Annotated in this window: 19 protein-coding genes; 9 read left to right on the top strand and 10 right to left on the bottom strand. The window is 63.8% G+C overall.

Annotation, left to right across the window (positions count from 1 at the left end):
• Nucleotides 1-27 precede the first annotated feature (27 nt).
• The 5 genes from ABFX23_RS10195 to ABFX23_RS10175 all read right to left on the bottom strand — a co-directional run bounded on the left by ABFX23_RS10195 (nucleotide 28) and on the right by ABFX23_RS10175 (nucleotide 3020).
• Nucleotides 28-591, bottom strand: coding sequence for an LptA/OstA family protein (locus ABFX23_RS10195; protein ID WP_346032955.1), 564 nt, complete (start codon nucleotides 589-591; stop codon nucleotides 28-30).
• A 14-nt stretch (nucleotides 592-605) separates the two neighbouring features.
• The gene (locus ABFX23_RS10190; protein WP_346032954.1) at nucleotides 606-1262 is read right to left on the bottom strand and encodes an LPS export ABC transporter periplasmic protein LptC; all 657 of its coding nucleotides are present in this window, start codon (nucleotides 1260-1262) and stop codon (nucleotides 606-608) included.
• A gap of 21 nt (nucleotides 1263-1283) precedes the next feature.
• Nucleotides 1284-1904 (bottom strand): ribonuclease D, encoded by a 621-nt coding sequence (locus tag ABFX23_RS10185; RefSeq protein ID WP_346032953.1) that lies wholly within the window; start codon nucleotides 1902-1904, stop codon nucleotides 1284-1286.
• 162 nt (nucleotides 1905-2066) lie between these two features.
• Nucleotides 2067-2231 carry a hypothetical protein gene (locus tag ABFX23_RS10180; protein WP_346032952.1) on the bottom strand — a complete coding sequence of 55 codons (165 nt, stop codon included), beginning with the start codon at nucleotides 2229-2231 and terminating at the stop codon, nucleotides 2067-2069.
• A gap of 309 nt (nucleotides 2232-2540) precedes the next feature.
• Nucleotides 2541-3020, bottom strand: coding sequence for a hypothetical protein (locus tag ABFX23_RS10175; RefSeq protein ID WP_346032951.1), 480 nt, complete (start codon nucleotides 3018-3020; stop codon nucleotides 2541-2543).
• A 155-nt stretch (nucleotides 3021-3175) separates the two neighbouring features.
• Here ABFX23_RS10175 and ABFX23_RS10170 point away from each other — a divergent pair, with 155 nt between their 5' ends.
• From ABFX23_RS10170 to ABFX23_RS10150, 5 genes are all read left to right on the top strand, one after another.
• Nucleotides 3176-3859, top strand: a complete 684-nt coding sequence (locus ABFX23_RS10170) for a uracil-DNA glycosylase (protein WP_346032950.1) — start codon at nucleotides 3176-3178, stop codon at nucleotides 3857-3859.
• 204 nt (nucleotides 3860-4063) lie between these two features.
• Nucleotides 4064-5290, top strand: coding sequence for a UDP-N-acetyl-D-mannosamine dehydrogenase (gene wecC, locus ABFX23_RS10165; protein ID WP_346033046.1), 1227 nt, complete (start codon nucleotides 4064-4066; stop codon nucleotides 5288-5290).
• A complete protein-coding gene (wecB, locus tag ABFX23_RS10160; protein WP_346032949.1) occupies nucleotides 5287-6435 on the top strand; it encodes a non-hydrolyzing UDP-N-acetylglucosamine 2-epimerase in 1149 nt (382 codons plus the stop codon). The genes wecC and wecB overlap by 4 nt, the downstream gene beginning before the upstream one ends.
• 50 nt (nucleotides 6436-6485) lie before the next feature.
• Complete coding sequence (locus ABFX23_RS10155) at nucleotides 6486-6818, top strand: TraR/DksA family transcriptional regulator (RefSeq protein ID WP_346032948.1); 333 nt, start codon at nucleotides 6486-6488, stop codon at nucleotides 6816-6818.
• 30 nt (nucleotides 6819-6848) lie between these two features.
• Nucleotides 6849-8246, top strand: coding sequence for a hypothetical protein (locus ABFX23_RS10150; protein ID WP_346032947.1), 1398 nt, complete (start codon nucleotides 6849-6851; stop codon nucleotides 8244-8246).
• A gap of 33 nt (nucleotides 8247-8279) precedes the next feature.
• Here the strand turns inward: ABFX23_RS10150 and ABFX23_RS10145 are convergent, their stop codons facing one another.
• Nucleotides 8280-8531 (bottom strand): DUF6894 family protein, encoded by a 252-nt coding sequence (locus ABFX23_RS10145; protein ID WP_346032946.1) that lies wholly within the window; start codon nucleotides 8529-8531, stop codon nucleotides 8280-8282.
• Nucleotides 8532-8636: 105 nt separating this feature from the next.
• Between ABFX23_RS10145 and ABFX23_RS10140 the strand changes: the two genes are divergently transcribed.
• Nucleotides 8637-8810 (top strand): hypothetical protein, encoded by a 174-nt coding sequence (locus ABFX23_RS10140; RefSeq protein ID WP_346032945.1) that lies wholly within the window; start codon nucleotides 8637-8639, stop codon nucleotides 8808-8810.
• A gap of 54 nt (nucleotides 8811-8864) precedes the next feature.
• Here the strand turns inward: ABFX23_RS10140 and ABFX23_RS10135 are convergent, their stop codons facing one another.
• The 4 genes from ABFX23_RS10135 to ABFX23_RS10120 form a co-directional block, all read right to left on the bottom strand.
• Nucleotides 8865-10301: a glutamate synthase subunit beta gene (locus ABFX23_RS10135; protein WP_346032944.1), complete on the bottom strand. Its 1437-nt coding sequence runs from the start codon at nucleotides 10299-10301 to the stop codon at nucleotides 8865-8867.
• Between the two features lie 12 nt (nucleotides 10302-10313).
• On the bottom strand, nucleotides 10314-14972 hold the full coding sequence (gltB, locus tag ABFX23_RS10130; RefSeq protein ID WP_346032943.1) for a glutamate synthase large subunit: 4659 nt from the start codon (nucleotides 14970-14972) through the stop codon (nucleotides 10314-10316).
• Nucleotides 14973-15194: 222 nt separating this feature from the next.
• Complete coding sequence (locus ABFX23_RS10125; protein ID WP_346032942.1) at nucleotides 15195-16346, bottom strand: hypothetical protein; 1152 nt, start codon at nucleotides 16344-16346, stop codon at nucleotides 15195-15197.
• 68 nt (nucleotides 16347-16414) lie between these two features.
• The gene (locus tag ABFX23_RS10120) at nucleotides 16415-17644 is read right to left on the bottom strand and encodes a TIGR04063 family PEP-CTERM/XrtA system glycosyltransferase (protein WP_346032941.1); all 1230 of its coding nucleotides are present in this window, start codon (nucleotides 17642-17644) and stop codon (nucleotides 16415-16417) included.
• Between the two features lie 88 nt (nucleotides 17645-17732).
• Here ABFX23_RS10120 and ABFX23_RS10115 point away from each other — a divergent pair, with 88 nt between their 5' ends.
• From ABFX23_RS10115 to ABFX23_RS10105, 3 genes are read left to right on the top strand one after another with little or no spacing between them, the layout of a single operon-like run.
• Complete coding sequence (locus ABFX23_RS10115) at nucleotides 17733-17888, top strand: hypothetical protein (RefSeq protein ID WP_346032940.1); 156 nt, start codon at nucleotides 17733-17735, stop codon at nucleotides 17886-17888.
• A complete protein-coding gene (locus ABFX23_RS10110) occupies nucleotides 17881-19248 on the top strand; it encodes a putative O-glycosylation ligase, exosortase A system-associated (RefSeq protein ID WP_346032939.1) in 1368 nt (455 codons plus the stop codon). Before ABFX23_RS10115 ends, ABFX23_RS10110 begins: the two co-directional genes overlap by 8 nt.
• Nucleotides 19245-20357 (top strand): acyltransferase family protein, encoded by a 1113-nt coding sequence (locus ABFX23_RS10105; RefSeq protein ID WP_346032938.1) that lies wholly within the window; start codon nucleotides 19245-19247, stop codon nucleotides 20355-20357. Before ABFX23_RS10110 ends, ABFX23_RS10105 begins: the two co-directional genes overlap by 4 nt.
• The last annotated feature ends 77 nt before the right edge of the window (nucleotides 20358-20434 follow it).

Below are 20434 nucleotides of genomic sequence, written 5' to 3'. Positions count from 1 at the left end.
CGACAGCACCCTGGGCAGGGACCAAACTTAGTCGCCTTCGGGCACTGCGAAAGTGCCGGATACCCGGCCGCTCTCGCCGTTGGATTGCGCTCCCGCGCCATCCACGCTGGAAAGGCCGGAGTTTAGGTCGATTGTCAGGCGTCCGCCGTTCAGAGTGTCACTTCCTCGGCGAAGGGCGACGTTGCCTGACATCACGATGACCCGGCGGTTGAAGTCATAGACGGCTGCATTACCGCTAGCGCGCTCGTTTCCGCGCGTGACAGTCACACCGCCGGTCGCGTCGATACGCTGGATCCGAAGCGAGCCTGTATCCGAATAGGCAACGGTGGTGCGCGCGGCCGTGAGCCGGAGATCGCCCTGCTCAATCTGCACGTCGCCCGAGAGGACGACACGGTTCTGTCGGTCCTGAAGTTCGATACGGTCTGCAGCGTAGTTCACCGGCTGGTTGGAGTTGAACCCGGCGATTGTCTGCGCACCCGCAATGGAGCCGAACGACAAGGCGGCGACCCCGCCAGCGAGAAGGCCTCCCGCGAGCCCGCGCGTGGCAAGGCGGCGAAGGGTCGGTCGGGTGAGGGTGGAAACAGTGGTCATGCTATCAGGTTCCGTCATTGCATTTCACTCGGCAAGCGCAGGCGTCCCGGGACCATGCGCAGCCGGGCGTTGCCATTAAGGGAGAAGCTGCGCTCATCCAGATCGGCACGCATGGCATCGGCGGAGAAGGACCCGGCCGGAATGGCCCCGCTCACCTGTCCGTCGCCGACAAGTGTGCGGGTAGGCAGATTAATTGTCACGTTGCGGGCGATGAAGTTGTAGCCGTCGGCGGCCTCGAACTGGACGGTCCCCGGTATACGCACCTGTTCGTCGTCGATATCGTAGACTCCACGCGGTGCAGTAAGGACGGCCGGTCCCTCGGGAAGTACCATGCGTGCTGTCATGTCCCGCATTTCCACGAGCGGGACTGCATTGCTCCGTTGCACCGCCTCGCCTGCCACCAAGCTGAACGGCCGCGACCTGTTGTCCTGTCCGCGGTACATGGCATCGTCGACGCGCAGCCGGTCGTCCGCGATGGCGACCTTGTTCCGGTCGAGCAGGAAGCTGATCTCGCCGCGCGGCGACAGCGGCGTAATCAGCATCATCGCCGCGACGACGCCCACCAGCGCTGGCAAGCCCACGGCCAGCACGCGCACGATCCGGTCGAGCGAACCGCCCGGTGCAGCGAACTGCTGGCGCCTGTTGCGCATCCTGTCTGCGGCTCTGGTCATGCGATGCTTAACCGCCCGAGATCATGACTCGTGGCTGAAAATGTCCTTGTCTGCCCAACCTGCAATATCCAGCCGGGCGCGTGCGGGGAGGAAATCATAGCAGGCTTGTGCCAGTTCAAGCCTATCTTCGCGTTCAAGCCGCTCGACGAGGATATCTCGAAGGCGGTGCAGGTAGCGCACGTCGGAGGCGGCATATTCGCGCTGTGCATCGTTCAGCTCCGGCGCGCCCCAGTCGCTCGACTGCTGTTGCTTGGAGATATTCTCGCCCAGCAGCTCCTCCACAAGGTTCTTCAGGCCATGGCGGTCGGTGTAGGTGCGGGTCATCTTGCTGGCGATCTTGGTGCAGAACACCGGCGCGGCGACCACGCCCAGGTAATGCTCGATGGCAGCGAGGTCGAAGCGGGCGAAGTGATAGATCTTCACGCGATCGGGATCGGCCAACACGGCTTTCAGGTTGGGCGCATCGTAACTGCTGCCCTTGGCAAAGCGCACGAGGTGCTCCTCACCGTTGCCATCGCTGATCTGCACCACGCATAGCCTGTCGCGCGGGGTGACGAGGCCCATTGTTTCGGTGTCAACGGCGATGGGGCCATCGGCCAGCACGCCGGCGGGCAGGTCTTCTTCGTGGAAATGTACTGTCATGACGGGTGTCCTTAGAGGCATTAGCAATGCCGGGGAAGGGGAGGGTGCCCAAATCCCCTCGCCCTGGGTGGCACTGGTACGACGGTTCTTTCACTCGGTAGTTGCCCGCCAACCACGGCCCCTTGTGATCTTAGCGGCTTGAATGCGCTGCGGACCACATGATTATTTCGTTTCGAGCCAAAGGCGGAACGCGGCCAATCGATCCTCGGCTTCTAGGGTTGCTTCGAGCAATTCGTCAGGCGGCGTTTCCTGACTGACCAAAGCAAGCCATTCTTCCACAGCGATTCGAGTCTTTCCTGGCTCGTCCGTCGGTCCGGCAGTATTCATCTTGTAATCCAACTCCGCAATCTCTGGTATCAAGCTAACTTTGACGAATCCCAGTCTTCGAACTCTAAGGGTTTGAACAATGGCGCAATGCGCAGTGCTACCTCCCTTATGGACCAATTGGACCTGGAGCTTTCCACCATGCCCGGATCAGGCATGTCGGTTTGAAGGGGTGGGTCTATTAGCTTGATCGTGACCCTCGCTCCTTGCGCTCTGCACGGTTTCTTCACGTTGCAATGGCCGGAAGTACAACCCTTCGATGATACTATCGGCCTAAAACTAAGATTATAGAAGCTCTTGCATTGAATGATATTAATTATCCGATTTGAGCGCTTTTAGTTGCGCTATAGTCTTGTTGACCTGATTTCCTAGCATCGTTTGGTAGCGTCCTACTAGAAGTTGATAATCTATATTGAGCGGAGTCTGGCTTCCATAGGGATTTATTTCGTTTTCGGTTTCCCGAAGTGTCTGCGCCTCGGACACCGCCAAGCGCTTTTCGCGCCAAAACAAAACTGCGAGGCGATGGACCAGCGAATATTCGGTTGCGGTACCTGGATCGAACTCGCGTTCCAGTTCGTCAAGCAGGTCATCGAAGGCGGCCTGCTCCTCACGTGAGCCCACGACCTGGGTACTGAGTGCGCCGTGCCGTGTTGCGTTCTGCGCGCTAATTGCACGGCCCGCGCGGGGAGGAACACGTTCTCGCCTGCGCGCAGGTGGGAGCGGTGATTGCTCGTCGTTATTGGAACTATCGGTCGTCAATTTTTCTCTCCATTTTCGAGGGTTAATGCTCATCGAAGGTCTGGTGTGATCTTGCAACCGGTTGCAGCAGCTTGTTCCCATCCCGCTGAATGGAAAAAATTTCCAAACGAAATCCAGTTCGCAGATTGAGTAGGGCGGCGAGTGCAACGGACTTGTCAATCCGGCGTGCGCCCGTCATGTCACTATCCATGCCAGAGGCCGTACCTCCAAGCTGGGCACCTGTCCTCGAACCCTTATTGGCAACGCCCGAAGCGCGAAAGCTGGGCGGCTGGCTGCGAGCCGAGGAAGAGGCCGGGAAGGTCGTCTATCCACCCAGAGGTTGCCGCCTGAAAGCGCTGGAACTGACCCCGCTGGAGGATGTGCGCGTCGTGATCCTCGGCCAGGATCCCTATCACGGGCCGGGGCAGGCGCACGGGCTGTGCTTCTCCGTCCCCGACGGCGTACGGCCACCCCCTTCACTGAAGAACATCTTCAAGGAGATGGAAAGCGATCTTGGCCTTCCCAGGCCCGACCACGGTTCGCTGGAAAGCTGGGCGCGGCAGGGCGTCCTTCTTCTCAACAATACCCTGACCGTGCAGCAGGGGCAGGCGGGCAGCCATGCGGGTAAGGGCTGGGAGGCGATCACCGATGCCTGCGTCGCCGCCGTCGCGGCAAGGAGCGAGCCCAGCGTCTTCATCCTCTGGGGTAGTCACGCGCAGGGTAAGGCGTCGCGCATCGCGGCGCTGCGCGATAGCGATCGGCATCTTTCCATCAAGAGCCCGCATCCCAGTCCGCTGTCGGCGCATCGGGGCTTCTTCGGCTCAAGGCCCTTCTCGCAAACCAATGCTTTTCTCGAGAAAAACGGACGTGGCAGCATTGATTGGCGTCTTTGAACGCCGTGTGCGACTAGGCCCTTCGAAGGAACGCTTCTTAAACGATTGCCCGCCTATGGTTGCCGCGAAATTAGGCAATCCGCGCCGCGTCTCAGGGCCCGGCGCGCACCGGGGTAATCGATGTATATCAACCAGTCGCAGCTGACCGACGACAAGCAGCTTTCCGAGGCCAGCAAGGAGCAGGCCGAGCGTTTCGACGTTGCCATGATAGGGCTAGGCTACATCGGCCTGCCCACAGCAGCGGTGATCGCGCGTGCGGGCCTTTCCGTGCGCGGCGTGGATATCTCGGGGCGGATTGTCGACCTCGTCAATCAGGGCAAGGTCCATATTCAGGAAACGGACCTCGACGCGCTGGTGAAGAGCGTCGTGACCGACGGGATGCTGACGGCCTCGACAGAACCGCCGGTGGCCGACATTTACCTGATCGCCGTGCCCACGCCCTTCGGCGAGGACAAGCAGCCCGACATTTCCATGGTGCTGGATGCCGCGCACCTGATCGCCCCGGTTCTACCGGTAGGAGGCTGCGTCATTCTCGAAAGCACGTCGCCCGTCGGGACGACGCAACAGGTGGCAAGCGTCCTGGCCGAGATGCGCCCCGATCTCGCCATTCCCGGCCACTGCGGCGACAAGTCGCCCGACGTGCACATCGCCTACTGCCCGGAGCGCGTGCTGCCGGGCAAGATCATCGAGGAACTCGTCGCGAATGACCGCGTGGTGGGCGGCATGACCAGCGAATGTGCCCGCCATGCGCAGCAATTCTACACCCGCTTCGTGCGCGGTGATTGCATCGAGACGAGCGCCGGCGTGGCGGAGATGGTGAAGCTGACCGAAAACAGCTTCCGCGACGTGAATATCGCCTTCGCTAACGAACTCTCGCTGGTAGCCGAGCACATGGGCATAGACGTGTGGGAAGTGATCCGCCTGGCGAACCGCCATCCGCGCGTGAACGTGCTGCAACCCGGCCCCGGCGTTGGCGGCCACTGCATCGCGGTGGACCCGTGGTTCCTCGTCTCCAGCGCGCCGGAACAGACCCGCCTGATCCGCACCGCCCGCGAGGTCAACGATGCCAAGCCCGCGCACGTGATCGGCAGGCTCAATGCCATGCTGGCGGCCAGTCCCGAGGCGAAGATCGCCCTGCTCGGCCTCGCTTTCAAACCCAATATCGACGATTTCCGCGAAAGCCCGGCACTCGAAATCGCGCAGCGCATCGCCAGCGAGCACGGCGAACGCGTGCTGGTGGTGGAGCCATTCACCGACGAATTGCCGCCAGCCCTGGCAGACAGCGGCGCGGTGCTGAGCACCTACGAAAAGGCGATGGCCGAGGCGGAACTGGTCGGCGTACTGGTGGACCACGACGCCTTTCGCTCCGCCCCGCGTTACCTTAGTGTTGGCAAGATCGTATACGACACCAGGGGCATGTGGGCGCAATGAGCGAAACGGCGGGTGAGAAACCCCGCATCCTGGTCTGCTTCGGCACGAGGCCCGAAGCGATCAAGATGTTTCCGGTGGTCCACGCCCTGCGCAATCGCGGCGGCATGGACGTGCGCGTTGCCGTGACGGCCCAGCATCGTGACCTGCTCGATCAGGTTCTCGAAATCGGCGAAATCGTGCCGGATATCGATCTCGACCTGATGCGGGCCGGGCAGTCGCTGGACGAACTCTCCGCGCGTATCCTGACCAGCTTCGGCAAGGCGCTGGATGAACTGAAGCCTGATCGCGTGCTGGTCCACGGCGACACGCTGACCACGATGATGGTCACGCTCTCCGCCTATTTCCGCAAGATCCCCGTCGGCCATGTCGAGGCGGGCTTGCGCAGCGGCAACATCTATTCGCCGTGGCCGGAAGAAGTGAACCGCAAGGTGGCAGGGGCCATCGCCGACCTGCATTTCGCGCCGACGCAAGGCGCAGCCGAGGCGCTGCTCTCCGAGAACGTGCCGGCTCCCGCCATTCACGTGACCGGAAACACGGTGATCGACGCGCTCTTCGCCACCCGCGCAAAGGTGGAAGCGAACCCCGAACTCGCCGCAGGCCTGGACGGAGTGGCATCACGCTTTACGGGCAAACGCGTGATCGCTGTTACCGCGCACCGCCGCGAGAACTTCGGCGCAGGAATGCAGAACATTGCCGATGCCATCGCTACGCTGGCCGAGCGCGAGGACGTGGCGGTGATCTTCCCCGTCCACCCAAATCCCAACGTGCGCCCGGTGATGGAAGCGACCCTCGGCGACCTCGATAATGTCGCCCTGCTCGAACCGCTCGACTACCCGCATTTCGTGCGCCTGATTGCCATGGCCGACCTCCTGCTGACCGACAGCGGCGGCGTGCAGGAGGAGGGGCCGAGCTTCGGCAAGCCGGTTCTGGTGATGCGCGATACGACTGAGCGACCGGAGGGAATCGAGGCGGGCACGGCAAGGCTGGTCGGCACGGACCGCGAGCTGATCGTGCGCGAGGCTACGCGCTTGCTCGACGACGCCCAAGCCTACAAGGACATGGCCCGCGCGCACAATCCCTTTGGCGATGGCCAGGCGTCCGCTCGTATCGCGGACGCTGTTGCCCAGGCGCACAGGCCAGGCTGATCGATACGGGACTTTGACAAGACGCCCGCGTGTGGGCCAGCGTGACTGCGATGACCGAGAACGAAGCCCGCATCGCACTGGTAGAGCACCTTGCCGAACTCGATCGGCTCGATGCTTTGAATGCAGACGGCCGCGCGCCCGTAACCTTGCAGCATGACAGTGTCGGACGCCTCTCGCGCATGGACGCGATGCAGCAGCAGGCTATGGCCAAGGCGGAGGAGCGCCGACGCAAAGCCGAGCGCAAGCGGATTGGCGCTGCGTTGGAACGCATCGGCGAAGGAGAGTGGGGCTGGTGCGTAACCTGCGGCGAGGAGATCGCCGCCGGCCGATTGCAGGGCGATCCCTCTGTCGCGACATGCGTGAAATGTGCCGCCGCGGGTTGATTGATGGCAAGACCCACTACTTCACGCGTGTTGGCGCTGGCTGCGGGAACTGGCGTCCTGATCTTCTCGGCCGCAGTCTTGATCGCCATGCGGGCGACGAACCTGCTTGGCGACGAGTACACCTATGCCGCCGGCGCGAGAACCATCGCCCGATGGCTGGCCGGTGATGCATCGGCAGCCGATACGCTTGATGCAGTAATCGGGACAGGCTGGTTCATGCCGGGAATGGCCATTGCCGGCGCGCCGATATACTTCTTCAGTGACGATCCGCCGCTCTGGCTCCTGCGGCTCTTTCCCCTCCTCCTCAACCTTGGATTGTTTGCGCTGGTGTGCGCCATCACCTGGCGGGAATGGGGACGCACGCATGCCGCAGCGCTTGCTATATGTCCTGGCCTGGTGGTCGGCTGGTACGTCGCCGCCGCCGGGTGGTGGCCCGAAGTGCCCGCCGGCCTTTTGACGATGCTGGCGCTTGTCTGCTGCTGGAAGATCGGCATGCGCGTGATCGGTGAAAGGCCAGTAGGCTGGCGCGTGCTGCTGCTGTTCGAACTGGCTTTGGTCGCCGCGCTTTACTTTCGCGGGCCAGTGCTGGTGCTGGCGGCCGGATTGCATGCCATCCTCATCGTCCTCCTGCTATCCCGGAGACCCGTGTTGCCGCGCCGCCTGTTGCAGATGGCTGCCGGCATCGCATTGTTCGCTGTACTGCTGCTTCCCTGGAGCATTGCCATAAGCGCGAAGTTCGACAAGGCGGTGCCCACGACGACCAACGTTCCGCTAGTGCTGGCGAATAGCTTCGCCGGACCGGAAAAATCCTGCTTCGGAGCCTGTGAACCCGGCCCCGATATCTGGCCGGCATGGTATTTCTCTCAGGATGTCGCCGCGGAAACGGGCGAGAACATGCTGGATGTGCAGGCAAGGATGCTGGACCATGCGCTGGCAGATCTGACTGCAAGCGAATACCTCGCCTCGGTCAGGGAAAATTTCGGCCGTTTCCTTTTCGATCCGATGCAGCGACTGCGCGCTTACCAGGATCGAATGTATGCCGTTCCCGAAGATTGGCGCGAGCCGCTTATCGGTCTGGTCAGCGCGGTCACACTGATTGTCTATGTGCCTTTCCTGCTGGCACTACTGCTCGCCAATTTCCTGCCATTCCGGCGCAGCGATAACCTGCGGATGCAGTCTATCCTGCTCAAGGCGGCGACGGCGTGCGCGTTCATCCAGCCGTTCGTGCACAAATCCAGTGCCAGATACTGGACCGGCTTCGCACCTCTCATGGCCTGGGCGGCTGCCCTTCTGATGTCTGCATGGTTGCAGCGGCGTGCCGGAAAAACCGCAAGCACCATGCCGGGATGGATCGACTGGGCGCAGCGTGGCTATGGCGTAGCATTTTTCGCGTGCGGCGTTCTTATCGCGGTCGGCTTGCCCGCGTAAGGAAAGTTCGGCCACCGCATGGCAAGGCCGGGGTTAGCCAATGGTTCGCGCAGGCTCGATGGAAAGGAAGTTCGCCAGCGGGTAGCGAGCGACCTCCGCATCCTCAGCATCGAGCACCATGACGTCCTGTTCGAGGTACAGGTGCCCGGTGCCGAGCTCGCGGGCGGCGAGGGAGCGCGCCACCTGTTTCGCCACGAGCCCTACCGCCCATACGTCGGGAAGATCGAAAGCGATCGCGGGGCTGCGGGTGTTGCCACGCTCAAGGCAGAATCGATAGTCCGGCATCGCTTGCAACGAAGACCAGACACATTGCACCTTTATGACAGTTCGGTGACAGTCAGGCGCCTGTGACGCTGGCACAGTCACCCGTGTCTGCTAGGGGGCTGGACCATGGCCGCGCTCGGATGCTTTCTGCTGTTGATCCTGCCGATGCTGGGTCTCGTGATCGGCGGCTGGCTGGCCGGCCGCGAGGGCATGATCTGGGGCGCGGGAATCGGCTTTGCCTTGGCTATGTGTGTTTCCGGCATCATGGGGCACGCGCTGGTGCTGGCCAGGCGTAAATAGAAAGGGCGCTTCCCTTTCGGAAAGCGCCCCCGCTGTAACTGGCGGTAATCGCGATCAGCGCGGCAGTTCGGTCTTGCCCATCAGCGCTTCGTCCACGGATGCGGCGCATTGGCGGCCTTCGCGGATGGCCCAGACGACCAGCGATTGGCCACGGCGCATGTCGCCGCAGGCGTAGATGGCGGGGTCCGAAGTGCGATAGTCCTTCACGTTGGCATCCACGTTGCCGCGATCGGTCAGGGTGACGCCGCTCTGCTCGATCATGCCCTGCTGGCGCGGGCCGAGAAAACCCATCGCGAGCAGGATGAGATCGGCAGGCAGGGTGAACTCGCTGTCGGGCACTTCCTTCAACTGGCCTTCCGACCAGTCGGCGCGCACACATTTCAGGCCGGTGACGACGCCGTCCTTGCCGACCACTTCCTTGGTCAGCACGGACCAGTCACGCTCCACGCCCTCTTCGTGGCTGCTGGAGGTGCGCAGCTTCATCGGCCAGTCGGGCCAGGTCAGCAGCTTGTTCTCCTTCTCGGGCGGCTGCGGCATGATCTCGATCTGGGTGACGCTCTTGGCGCCCTGGCGATTGCTGGTGCCGACGCAGTCGGAGCCGGTGTCACCGCCGCCGATCACGATCACGTGCTTTCCGGTGGCCGTCAGCGTGCCGCGCGGGGCAGCGCGGTTCTCATCGTCGCCCGCGTTGCGCTTGTTCTGCTGGGTGAGGAATTCCATCGCCAGACGAACGCCCGACATTTCCGCGCCGGGAATTTCCAGCATCCGGGGGTGCTCGGCGCCGCCTGCCAGCACGACCGCGTCGAAATTCTCCTTGAGGTTCTTCATGGAGATGTCGACACCGACTTCGGTGGAGGTTTTGAAGGTCACGCCCTCGGCCTCCATCTGCACCGCGCGGCGGTTGATCTGGGTCTTCTCCATCTTGAAATCGGGGATGCCATAGCGAAGCAGGCCGCCCACACGGTCGCTCTTCTCGAACACGGTCACGGAATGACCGGCGCGCGCAAGCTGCTGCGCGCAGGCCATGCCCGCCGGGCCGGAGCCGACAACGGCCACGCTCTTGCCGGTCTTTACTTCCGGCGGCTGCGGCTTCACCCAGCCTTCCTTCCAGCCACGATCGATGATCGCGCACTCGATGGACTTGATGGTTACCGGTTCGTCGGTGATGTTCAGCGTGCAGCTGGCCTCGCACGGGGCGGGGCACACGCGGCCGGTGAATTCCGGGAAGTTGTTGGTGGAGTGCAGCACTTCGAGCGCGTTCTGCCAGTCACCTTCGTAGACGAGGTGGTTCCAGTCCGGGATGATGTTGTTCACCGGACAGCCGTTGTGACAGTAGGGAATGCCGCAATTCATGCAGCGGGCGGCCTGGTTCTTGAGGCCTTCCTCGCTGTGGGGAATCACGAACTCCTTGTAATGCTTCAGTCGTTCCTTTGGATCGTCGTAGGTACGATCCTTGCGCTCGATTTCGAGGAAGCCGGTTTCCTTGCCCATGTTCTGTATTCCTTACTCGGCCGCGACGGAGGCGGCTTCTTCGCGCTCTGCCTCAAGCTGCTTGAGTGCGCGAGCATAATCCTTCGGCATGACCTTCACGAAGGCCTTCACCGCGTTGTCCCAGTCGGCCAGCAGGTCACTGGCGCGCTTCGATCCGGTGTGCAGCTTGTGCCGCTCCAGCAGGATCTTCAGGCGCGCGGCATCGTGGTACAGCGGGTCGCCCATGCCAAGATCGTCGACAGTGGAGGGGCGCTGCTGCGGCAGGCCGGTGCCTTCGGGATCGTCGGCCGCGGTGTCGATGCCCAGCAGGTCCACCTGCGCCATGTTGCAGCGGCTGGCGAACGTGCCGTCCGGATCATAGACGTAGGCGATGCCTCCACTCATGCCGGCTGCGAAGTTGCGGCCGGTGGGGCCGAGCACGGCGACGGTGCCGCCGGTCATGTATTCGCAGCCATGGTCGCCCGTGCCCTCGACCACCGCGATGGCGCCCGAGTTGCGCACGGCGAACCGCTCGCCCGCAACGCCGCAGAAATAGGCTTCGCCCGAAATCGCGCCGTAGAGACAGGTGTTGCCGACGATGATGTTGTTCACCGGATCGCGCGAAACGCCGTCAGGAGCGCGCACGATCACGCGGCCACCCGACAGGCCCTTGCCGACGTAGTCGTTGGCATCGCCCACCAGGTCCAGCGTGATGCCATGCGCCAGCCACGCGGCGAAGCTCTGCCCCGCCGTGCCGGTGAAGTTGATGCGCACCGTGTCGACCGGCAGGCCCTTGTGGCCGTGCGCCTCCGCAATGCGGCCCGAAAGCATCGTGCCGACGGTGCGGTTGAGGTTACGGATCGGGTATTCCAGCTGCACCGGAGTGCCGCTTTCGATCGCGTCCTGACAATCGGCGATCAGCTGGTTGTCGAGCGCGTTCTGCAGGCCATGGTCCTGCTCCTCGGTGTGGAACAGCTTCTTGCCTTCGGGCAGCTCAACGGTGTGCAGCAGCTTCGACAGGTCCACCCCGTCTGCCTTCCAGTGGCGGATGGCGCGGTTCATGTCGATGCGGTCCACCCGGCCGATCATTTCCTCCACCGTGCGGAAGCCCATTTCGGCCATGATGGCGCGCAGTTCCTCCGCCACGAAGAAGAAGTAGTTGATGACGTGCTCTGGCTGGCCGACGAAGCGCTTGCGTAGTTCGGGGTTCTGCGTCGCCACGCCCACCGGGCAGGTGTTGAGGTGGCACTTGCGCATCATGATGCAGCCTGCGGCGATCAGCGGGGCAGTGGCAAAGCCGAACTCGTCCGCGCCTAGCAGCGCGCCGATGGCGACGTCACGGCCCGTGCGCAGGCCGCCGTCCACCTGCACCGCGATGCGGCTGCGCAGGTCGTTCAGCAACAGGGTCTGCTGGGTTTCAGCAAGGCCGATTTCCCACGGGCTGCCCGCGTGCGTTAGGCTGGTGAGCGGCGATGCACCGGTGCCGCCTTCGTAGCCGGAGATGGTCACGTGATCGGCGCGCGCCTTGGATACGCCAGCAGCCACGGTGCCCACGCCCACTTCGGAGACGAGCTTGACCGAGACACGCGCAGACGGCTGTACGTTCTTCAGGTCGTGAATTAGCTGCGCCAGGTCCTCGATCGAGTAGATGTCGTGGTGCGGCGGCGGCGAGATCAGGCCCACGCCCGGCGTGGAGTGGCGCACCTTGCCGATGCGCTTGTCCACCTTGTGGCCGGGCAACTGGCCGCCTTCGCCGGGCTTCGCGCCCTGCGCCATCTTGATCTGGATATCGTCCGAATTGGCGAGGTACTCGGTCGTCACGCCGAACCGGCCGGAGGCGACCTGCTTGATGCGGCTGCGCATCGAATCGCCGTTCTCCAGCGGCAGGAAGCGTTCCGGCTCCTCCCCGCCTTCGCCGGTGTTGGAGCGTCCGCCGATGCGGTTCATGGCGATTGCCAGCGTCGAGTGCGCCTCATGGCTGATCGAGCCGAAGCTCATCGCCCCGGTGCTGAAGCGCTTGACGATTTCCTCCGCCGGTTCGACCTCGGAAATGTCGATGGCCTTGTCGGCCTTCTTCAGTTCCATCAGCCCGCGGATCGTCAGCAGGCGCTCGGCCTGCTCGTTAACCGATGCGGCAAAGGCGTTGTACTGTTCCTGCGCATTGGCATCGCGGTTTTCCGCGCGCACGGCGTGCTGCAGGTTGGCGATGTTGGTGGGCGTCCAGGCGTGTTCCTCGCCGCGCAGGCGATACTGGTAGATGCCGCCCACATCGAGCATGGAACGATAGATCGGGTTGTCACCATAGGCAGCGGCGTGGCGGCGCACGGTTTCCTGCGCCACTTCCTTCAGGCCGATGCCCTCGATGGTGGTGGCGGTGCGGGTGAAGAACTTCTCCACGAAGTCGGTGGAGAGGCCCACCGCGTCGAAGATCTGCGCGCCGCAGTAGGACTGGTAGGTGCTGATGCCCATCTTGGACATGACCTTGCGGATGCCCTTGCCCACTGCCTTGATGTAGTTCTGTTCGACCGTCGCCGCGTCAAGTTCGGGGAACTTGCGGGCGCGGATGTCTTCCAGCGTCTCGAACGCGAGGTAGGGGTTGATGGCTTCCGCGCCATAGCCCGCCAGCACGCAGAAGTGGTGCACCTCGCGCGCTTCGCCCGTTTCCACGACGATGCCGGTTTGCATGCGCAGGCCCTGCCGCACGAGCTGGTGGTGCACGGCGGCGGTTGCCAGCAGCGCGGGCATGGGAATCCGGTCCGGGCCCTGCTTGCGATCGGACAGGATCAGGATGTTCTTGTCCTGCAGCACGGCCTCGGTCGCCGCCCAGCACATTTCCTTGATCGCCATTTCCAGGCCGTCGGCCCCGGTTTCGGCGTCCCAGGTGATGTCGATGGTGGCGGTGCGGAACGCGCCGTCGAGGCTGGATTCAACCGAGCGGATTTTTTCCATACCGCGGTTGGTCAGGATCGGCTGGCTGATTTCCAGGCGCTTGTGCGTGCCCGCTTCGCGGCCCAGCAGGTTCGGACGCGGGCCGACCATGGTCAGCAGGCTCATCACCAGCTCCTCGCGGATCGGGTCGATCGGCGGGTTCGTCACCTGGGCGAAGTTCTGCTTGAAATAGTCGTAGAGCAGGCGGCTGCGGCTCGAAAGCACGGCAATCGGCGTGTCGGTGCCCATCGAGCCGATGGGATCATCGCCGTTCGCGGCCATCGGCTCGAGGAACTTGGCGATGTCTTCCTGCGTGTAACCGAAAGCCTGCTGGCGATCGAGCAGGCTGACCTCGTGCTCCTGCACGGCGTCCTGCGCGGTCTCAATCGCGTCCAGGTCCTTCAGCTTGTACTGCGCCTTCTCCAGCCACTCTTCGTAAGGATGGGCATTGGCGAGTTCGGCCTTCAGTTCCTCGTCCTCGACGATGCGGCCCTGCTCGAGGTCGATCAGCAGCATGCGGCCCGGCTGCAGGCGCCACTTGCGGGTGATCTCGTCCTCGGTAAAGGGCAGTACGCCGCTTTCGGAGGCGAGGCAGACGAGGTCGTCCTTGGTCACGCAATAGCGCGCGGGGCGCAGGCCGTTGCGGTCCAGCGTGGCGGCGATCTGGCGGCCATCGGTGAAGGCGACGGCGGCGGGGCCGTCCCACGGCTCCATCAGCGCGGCGTGGTATTCGTAAAAAGCGCGGCGCTTGGGATCCATCAGGTCGTTGCCGTTCCACGCTTCGGGAATCAGCATCATCATGGCATGGGCAAGCGAGTATCCGCCCAGCAGCAGCAGCTCCAGCGCGTTGTCGAGGCAGGCCGTGTCGGACTGGCCGTGCGGCACGATGGGCCACAGCTTGTCGAGGTCCGCGCCCAAAAGGTCGCTTTCCATCGTGCGGCGGCGCGCGTTCATCCAGTTCACGTTGCCGCGCACCGTGTTGATCTCGCCGTTATGGCAGGCGAGGCGGAACGGCTGCGCAAGACGCCAGGAGGGGAACGTATTGGTGGAGAAGCGCTGGTGCACGAGTCCCAGCGCGCTCTCGCAATCGGGATCGCGCAGGTCGTCGTAGAAACTGCCCACCTGGTTTGCCAGCAGCAGGCCCTTGTAAACAACGGTGCGGCTGGAGAAGCTGGGCATGTACAGCTTTTCGAGGCCCGGCATCGCGTGCTTCTTCGCCAGTTCCTTCAGCGGATTCTGGGTCTGCTTGCGGATGACGATCAGCTTGCGCTCGAACGCGTCCTGATCGGCGCAGTTGTCACCCTTGGCGATGAAGCACTGGCGGATCACCGGCATCGAATCGAGCACGGCCTTGCCGAGGCCATCGGTGGTGGTCGGCACATCGCGCCAGCCGATCAGGTGCTGGCCTTCCTTGGCGATGAACTTCTCGAACTGGGCGGTGATGAATTCGCGCGCCTCGTCCTGCTGCGGCATGAAGCACATGGCGACGGCATATTCGCCAGCCGGGGGCAGAGTCAGGCCCTCAGCTGTCGCCCAGCGGCGATAGAGCTTGTCCGGAATCTGGATGAGGATGCCCGCACCGTCACCCAGCAGCGGATCCGCGCCCACCGCGCCGCGGTGATCGAGGTTCGCCAGAATTTCCAGGCCCTGGGTAATGATATCGTGCGAGGCGGTGCCTTTGATATGGGCGACAAAGCCCATGCCGCAGTTATCGTGCTCGTTTACGGAATCATACAGACCCTGGGGTGCGGGATACTCGGTCAATCTTCAACTTCCTGTTTCGCGTGCATATTCCGGGCGGAACAATAGCGCGCTTCGAAACCAGTTTCACTGGTAACGAAACGCGAATCAACAGCCCGGCAAGGCACGAAAATTTCGCGAGGCGCCCTCATGGCGACAGGAAGCAATTTTTGCAAGGTTCGGTGCACTGCAAAATAGCTTTGCAGTGCCAAAATGCAGCTTTGGCAGGCGGTTGGCCGCCTGCGTTTAGTTGCTCATGCGCTGCAGGTTCATCAGCGCTTCGCGCAGGGCGCGCTCGTTGTCGTCGTTGGAGTGGCGTGGTGTCTCTACGGGCTTCTTCTCTTTCAGGATAGGCAGAGTGAATGACGCGGCGTGATCGTCTTCCGTGCTCGCCGAAGCGGAGGCAGCGCCGAAATAGGCCGCCATGGCTTGCGACACGTCTTCTGGCCCGGCAGGCTCAAATTCCTCGGATACGGGAGCTTCGGATTGGAGGACCTCGGTGCGCGGAGCTCCCGCTTCGTCCTGTGTCTCGCTGGTGTCCGCTGCCGGGATGGAGGCCTCGGCGGCCGCACGCGCGGCATTGCGTGCTACCCACTCCCGGTGTTTTTCGAGCGTGGAGCCGAGCCGCTGGACCAGTTGAACGAGCCCGTCGCTGTCGCGGTCCTCGCGGACGATGGGCGAATCCAGGACAGGGCCCGCATCGCAATTGGTGACGTGCGCCTCATCGTCCGTTTCGACATCCAGCTCATCGGGTGTCTGGAAAGTGTGGTTCTCGGACACGGGTTCCTCGCTCTGGGTCCAGGTCTTTGGATCCGGGCCCGCTGTCGGTTCGTATTCGGCCGCGGTGGCGCGTGCTTCGGCAGGCTCGGAATATCCGGGCGCACCCATGGGCTCGTTCTCACCACGGTGCGCGCCTGCGCTGGATTCCCCGCCCGGGAGGGTTTCCGGGAGGACGGCGACCTCCTCCAGCTCGAATGGCTCTTGTTCCGCATCGCTAGCCGATTCGGAAACCTTGGCACGCTCGAGCAGTACCGGGCCTTCCGCACGATCGTCGACGCCATGCTTGCCGGTGTTCGTTGCCGAGATAAGTGGCTGGCGACCGTTCCGGAACGCCGCAATCCGGCGTGCGAGCAACAACCCGAACGCCCCGCCTGCCAGCGTGCCGACCAGTGCCAGCAGCGCCTTGGCGGTGAAGCCCAATGGCGGTGCCGCCGCCGGAAACTCGGCGGCAAGGCCGGTGGCGAGGACGGCCCGCTCCAGCATGGTATTGGGAAGAATGAGGCTGCCGATACCCAGCAAAGCGGCGAACCACAGCGCCACGATCCAGGGGAACGCGGGGCTGGCGGTGATGGGCGGCTTGCCTGTCTTGAGGGCAGGAGCCTTCACAGTGTCATCCATGTGCATGGGGCTGCTCGCCACGTGCCGATCCTGTTTCTTCGCCGGTTTATACCCCGCTACCGAAAAGGTCAGGCGGCGGCAGGGATACGGCCATCGTGGATCGCGCCTAGCAGGCCACGGTAAACGACCTGATAACGCTGTGCATTGGCAGCCCAGTCATGGCGCTCGCGCACATGTTCGTATCCGGCCTTGCGAATGGCGGGCCACTCGCCGCGCCGGTCCACCAGTTCGATGAGCGCGGCAGCGCAGGCAGCTGGATCGTCAGGCGCGAACAGCAAGCCTGTCTCGCCATCGCGGATCAGTTCGCGGTGGCCGCCCACGTCGCTGGCGGCGACCAGTTGCATCTGCGCGCTGGCTTCCAGCGGTTTCAATGGCGTGACGAGATCGGTGAGGCGGCTCTTCTTGCGCGGGTAGGCCATGATGTCAGTAAGGGCGTAATACCGCTCCACCTCGCTGTGCGGTACGCGGCCGGTGAAGTGGATGCGATCCGAAACCGGTGAGGCTGATGCCTGCGCGCGCAAGGCGTCGTCCATCGGTCCGCCGCCCACCAGCAGCAGGTGCGCGCCCGGATGCCGTTCGACCAGCATCGGCATGGCGGCGATGAGGTCGTCGAGCCCCTCGTAATCGTAGAAGCTGCCGATGAAGCCGATGACGGGGCCTTCCCCGATGCCAAGCCTTGCCGCCAGCGCATCGTCGCGCGCGGCAGGCTCGCCGAAGGTCGTCAGGTCCACGCCGTTGGGCATGATGCCGATCTTCTCGGCCGGGAACCCGCGCGCGACGAGGTCTTCCTTCAGGCCGTTGCAAATCGTCATCACCGCGTCGGCCCCGCGCACGGCGGAGTTCTCCAGCTCGCGCGTCAGGCGATATTTCAGCGAACCCTCACGCCCGGTCAGATTGCCGACGGCAGCATCTTCCCAGAAGGCGCGGATCTCGTAGACCACCGGAATGCCCAGCTTGCGCCCTGCCTTGATCGCGGCAAGGCCATTCAAAGCGGGCGAGTGGGCGTGCAGGATGGCGGGCCGCCATTCGTCGGCCAGTGCGACGATGGCCCTGGCCAACGCATCGATCTCGCGCCATTCCCTGATGCCGACAGGGCCACCGGGCTTGCCGGGCGTACGGTGGAATGTGAGGCCGTCCACCTGCTCCACCGGCGGACCGGGCTCGACATGGCGCTGCCCGGTGATCCCGCGCACCTCCAGCCCCATCCCCGCCTGCGCGCGCAGAATGGCGCGCGTGCGGAAGGTGTAGCCGCTGTGCATCGGCAGCGAATGGTCGAGGACGTGCAGGATCCGTGTCATCGCCGCTCTCCCTGCCAGAACAGGCTTAACGGCGCGTCAATAGCTTGCCCCTAGACGCGAGGGCTGAACCGCAGGGACGCTTTCACCGGTGATCGACTACTTCTCCATCGCGCTGACGCACGGGCTGATCCTGTTTGCCTGCTGGCGCCTGCTGTTTCGGGATGATCTCGACAGCGAGAGCGGTGTGTCAGGCAAAGCGCCGAGGCCGTGGCTGAGGCAGCAGGACGACAACGCCGATGCGTGATCTCGTCCTCCTCGCCTTTATCGCCGCGATCGCTCTCATGGGTTTCCGGCGCCCGTTCCTGTGGGTGCTCCTCTATATCTACGTCGATATCGTCGCCCCGCAAAAGGTCGGCTATGGCATTATCACCAGCATCTCGCTCTCGCTGCTGTGCTTCGTGGCGGCGTTCGCTGGTTATATCCTGCTCGACAACAAGCAGGGCAGCCGGTTCACCCTTCGTCAGGGGCTGATCGTCGCGCTGCTGGCGTGGTGCGGGCTGACGACGCTGATGGCTGACTTTCCCGAATCGGCGATGGTGAAGTGGGACTGGGTCTGGAAGAGCCTCGTCTTCGCCGCTTTCCTGCCGCTCACCCTGCGCACCAAGCTGAGGCTGGAAGCCGCCGCGCTGATCATGGTGCTCTCGGCCGCCAGCATCATCATATCGGCGGGCATCAAGACCGTGCTCTCGGGCGGCGGCTACGGCACGCTCGTCTCGCTGGTGCAGGACAATGCCGGGCTTTACGAAGGCTCAACCCTCTCGACCGTCGCCATTGCCATGATTCCGCTGATCGTGTGGGTGGCGCGTCACGGCACCATCATTCCCGAGCGAAAGCCGGCGATGCTGTTCGCCGCCGCGCTGGTGTTTGCCGCGCTGATGGTGCCCATCGGCACGCAGACGCGCACGGGCCTGATCTGCATTGCCGCGCTGGGGGTGCTGGTGATGCGCACGGTGAAGTACCGCTTCGTCTATGCCGGGCTGGCGGGCCTTGCCATGCTCACCGCGCTGCCGTTCCTGCCCGCAAGCTATACCGAGCGCATGTCCACCATTATCGAATACCGGGCGGACGAGAGCGCTTCCACCCGCGTGGCGGTGTGGGGATGGACGCTGGACTACGTGAAGGAAAATCCGCTGGGCGGCGGGTTCGATTCCTTCCTCGGCAACAGCTTCAGCTACAACACTCGCCAGACGGTGGAGCTGGGGAATACCGAGACCGTGGTCTATGCCGAAGTGACGGACGAGGGGCGCGCCTTCCATTCCGCCTATTTCGAAGTCCTGGGCGAACAGGGCTATCCCGGTTTCGCCATCTGGCTGGCTCTGCATGGGCTTGGACTGTGGCATATGCAGCGCATCCGTCGCCGCTACCGGAATGCCGGGGACGCTGACGGCAGGCGCTGGTATTCGCTGGCGACGGCGCTGCAGAACGGGCAACTGGTCTACCTTGTCGGCGCCGCTTTCGTCGGCATCGGCTACCAGCCTTTCATGTTCATGCTGCTGGGCCTGCAGATCGCTTTCTACAGTCTGATGAAGCGCGAATGGGCTGGCGATGCGAAGCCAGCGCGCCCTTGGTTGCGGGAGCGGGCCCCGGACGGAGCGCCCGCGTGATCGCCCCGCCGATCCCGCCACAAAGAACGCGCATCCCGCACCTGGCCGCGCTGACGGGGCTGCGCGGGATCGCGGCTTGGTGGGTGGTTTTCTACCACGCACGCCTGTCGCTGACGGAGTGGATGCCCGAGGCGGGAACCGCGATCGCTGCCAGTGGCTACCTGGCTGTCGACCTGTTCTTCATGCTTTCAGGCTTCGTCATGTGGCTCAATTACGGCGAGCGGCTGCGGCGCGAGGGCGCTGCGGGCGCGCCTGCCTTCTGGTGGCGGCGATTTGCCCGTATCTGGCCGCTCCACGCCGCCGTGCTGGGCGCAATGGTCGCCTTCGCGCTGGTGCTGCTGGCAACCGGGCGCGATATGGCGAACTACCCGCTGGCAGAGCTGCCTCTGCACGTGTTGCTGGTGCAGAACTGGGGCCTGACGCCGGAACTGACGTGGAACCACCCCGCGTGGTCGATCAGTACGGAGGTGGGCGCATACCTCATATTTCCGCTGGCCGCCGTGGCCGTGAGATGGGGAGCGATGCGGCCCTGGGCGCTGGTGGCGGGGGTGATCGTGGCTGCGTTGGCGTTGCATGGCGTGTTTACGCTTGCTGGCGCCGAGACGCTGGGCGAGCAGATCACCCGGCTGGGGCTGGTGCGCTGCATCGTCCAGTTCGGCATAGGCATGATGCTCGCGAACCTTTGGGCCGTATGGAGCGGGCGCGGCGCAATCGCAGCGGCGTGCGCCGGGGCCAGCGCGCTATGCCTGGTCGCGTTGTGGCTCTTCGAAGGAATGGATACGCTGCTGGTGCCGCTGGCCTTCGCCGCGTTGCTGCTGGCGCTGGCACTGGATGAAGGCCCTGCTGCGCGACTGCTATCCACCCGTCCGCTGGTGTGGCTGGGGGATGTGAGTTACGCGACCTACCTCGTTCATTTCCCGCTGCTGATCGCACTGAAGCTGTTGGCGGTGGACGAAAGCCTTCAGATCGGTCCCGCAGCGTTCGCTGCCTACCTGCTCATCCTGCTTGCGCTCTCGGGCGGGCTGTACCGCTGGCTGGAAAAGCCCGCGCAGACATGGCTCAACGCGCGCCGGCCGGGCCAAAGGAAAACCGCCTCGGTCTGCGATTAGCGGGTCTCAAGGGCGAACGCCCGCCCGCAGCGGGCGCACAGCGAAGCGAAGGGCGTCTAGCGACGACGAACCTGCGG

It is taken from the genome of Erythrobacter westpacificensis (genome assembly GCF_039542285.1).
GTDB lineage: Bacteria > Pseudomonadota > Alphaproteobacteria > Sphingomonadales > Sphingomonadaceae > Alteraurantiacibacter > Alteraurantiacibacter westpacificensis.
This window is presented reverse-complemented; position numbering and strand designations above follow the sequence as displayed.

Excerpts from the sequence above, each read along its gene's own strand:
- ABFX23_RS10195 (WP_346032955.1), bottom strand. The coding sequence starts at position 591 with ATGACCACTGTTTCCACCCTCACCCGACCGACCCTTCGCCGCCTTGCC.
- ABFX23_RS10145 (WP_346032946.1), bottom strand. The coding sequence starts at position 8,531 with ATGCCGGACTATCGATTCTGCCTTGAGCGTGGCAACACCCGCAGCCCC.
- ABFX23_RS10110 (WP_346032939.1), top strand. The coding sequence starts at position 17,881 with ATGCGTGATCTCGTCCTCCTCGCCTTTATCGCCGCGATCGCTCTCATG.
- ABFX23_RS10155 (WP_346032948.1), top strand. The coding sequence starts at position 6,486 with ATGACCGAGAACGAAGCCCGCATCGCACTGGTAGAGCACCTTGCCGAA.
- ABFX23_RS10170 (WP_346032950.1), top strand. The coding sequence starts at position 3,176 with ATGCCAGAGGCCGTACCTCCAAGCTGGGCACCTGTCCTCGAACCCTTA.
- ABFX23_RS10190 (WP_346032954.1), bottom strand. The coding sequence starts at position 1,262 with ATGACCAGAGCCGCAGACAGGATGCGCAACAGGCGCCAGCAGTTCGCT.
- wecB (WP_346032949.1), top strand. The coding sequence starts at position 5,287 with ATGAGCGAAACGGCGGGTGAGAAACCCCGCATCCTGGTCTGCTTCGGC.
- ABFX23_RS10120 (WP_346032941.1), bottom strand. The coding sequence starts at position 17,644 with ATGACACGGATCCTGCACGTCCTCGACCATTCGCTGCCGATGCACAGC.
- ABFX23_RS10175 (WP_346032951.1), bottom strand. The coding sequence starts at position 3,020 with ATGAGCATTAACCCTCGAAAATGGAGAGAAAAATTGACGACCGATAGT.
- ABFX23_RS10185 (WP_346032953.1), bottom strand. The coding sequence starts at position 1,904 with ATGACAGTACATTTCCACGAAGAAGACCTGCCCGCCGGCGTGCTGGCC.
- ABFX23_RS10125 (WP_346032942.1), bottom strand. The coding sequence starts at position 16,346 with ATGGATGACACTGTGAAGGCTCCTGCCCTCAAGACAGGCAAGCCGCCC.
- ABFX23_RS10180 (WP_346032952.1), bottom strand. The coding sequence starts at position 2,231 with ATGAATACTGCCGGACCGACGGACGAGCCAGGAAAGACTCGAATCGCT.
- ABFX23_RS10135 (WP_346032944.1), bottom strand. The coding sequence starts at position 10,301 with ATGGGCAAGGAAACCGGCTTCCTCGAAATCGAGCGCAAGGATCGTACC.
- ABFX23_RS10140 (WP_346032945.1), top strand. The coding sequence starts at position 8,637 with ATGGCCGCGCTCGGATGCTTTCTGCTGTTGATCCTGCCGATGCTGGGT.
- wecC (WP_346033046.1), top strand. The coding sequence starts at position 4,064 with ATGATAGGGCTAGGCTACATCGGCCTGCCCACAGCAGCGGTGATCGCG.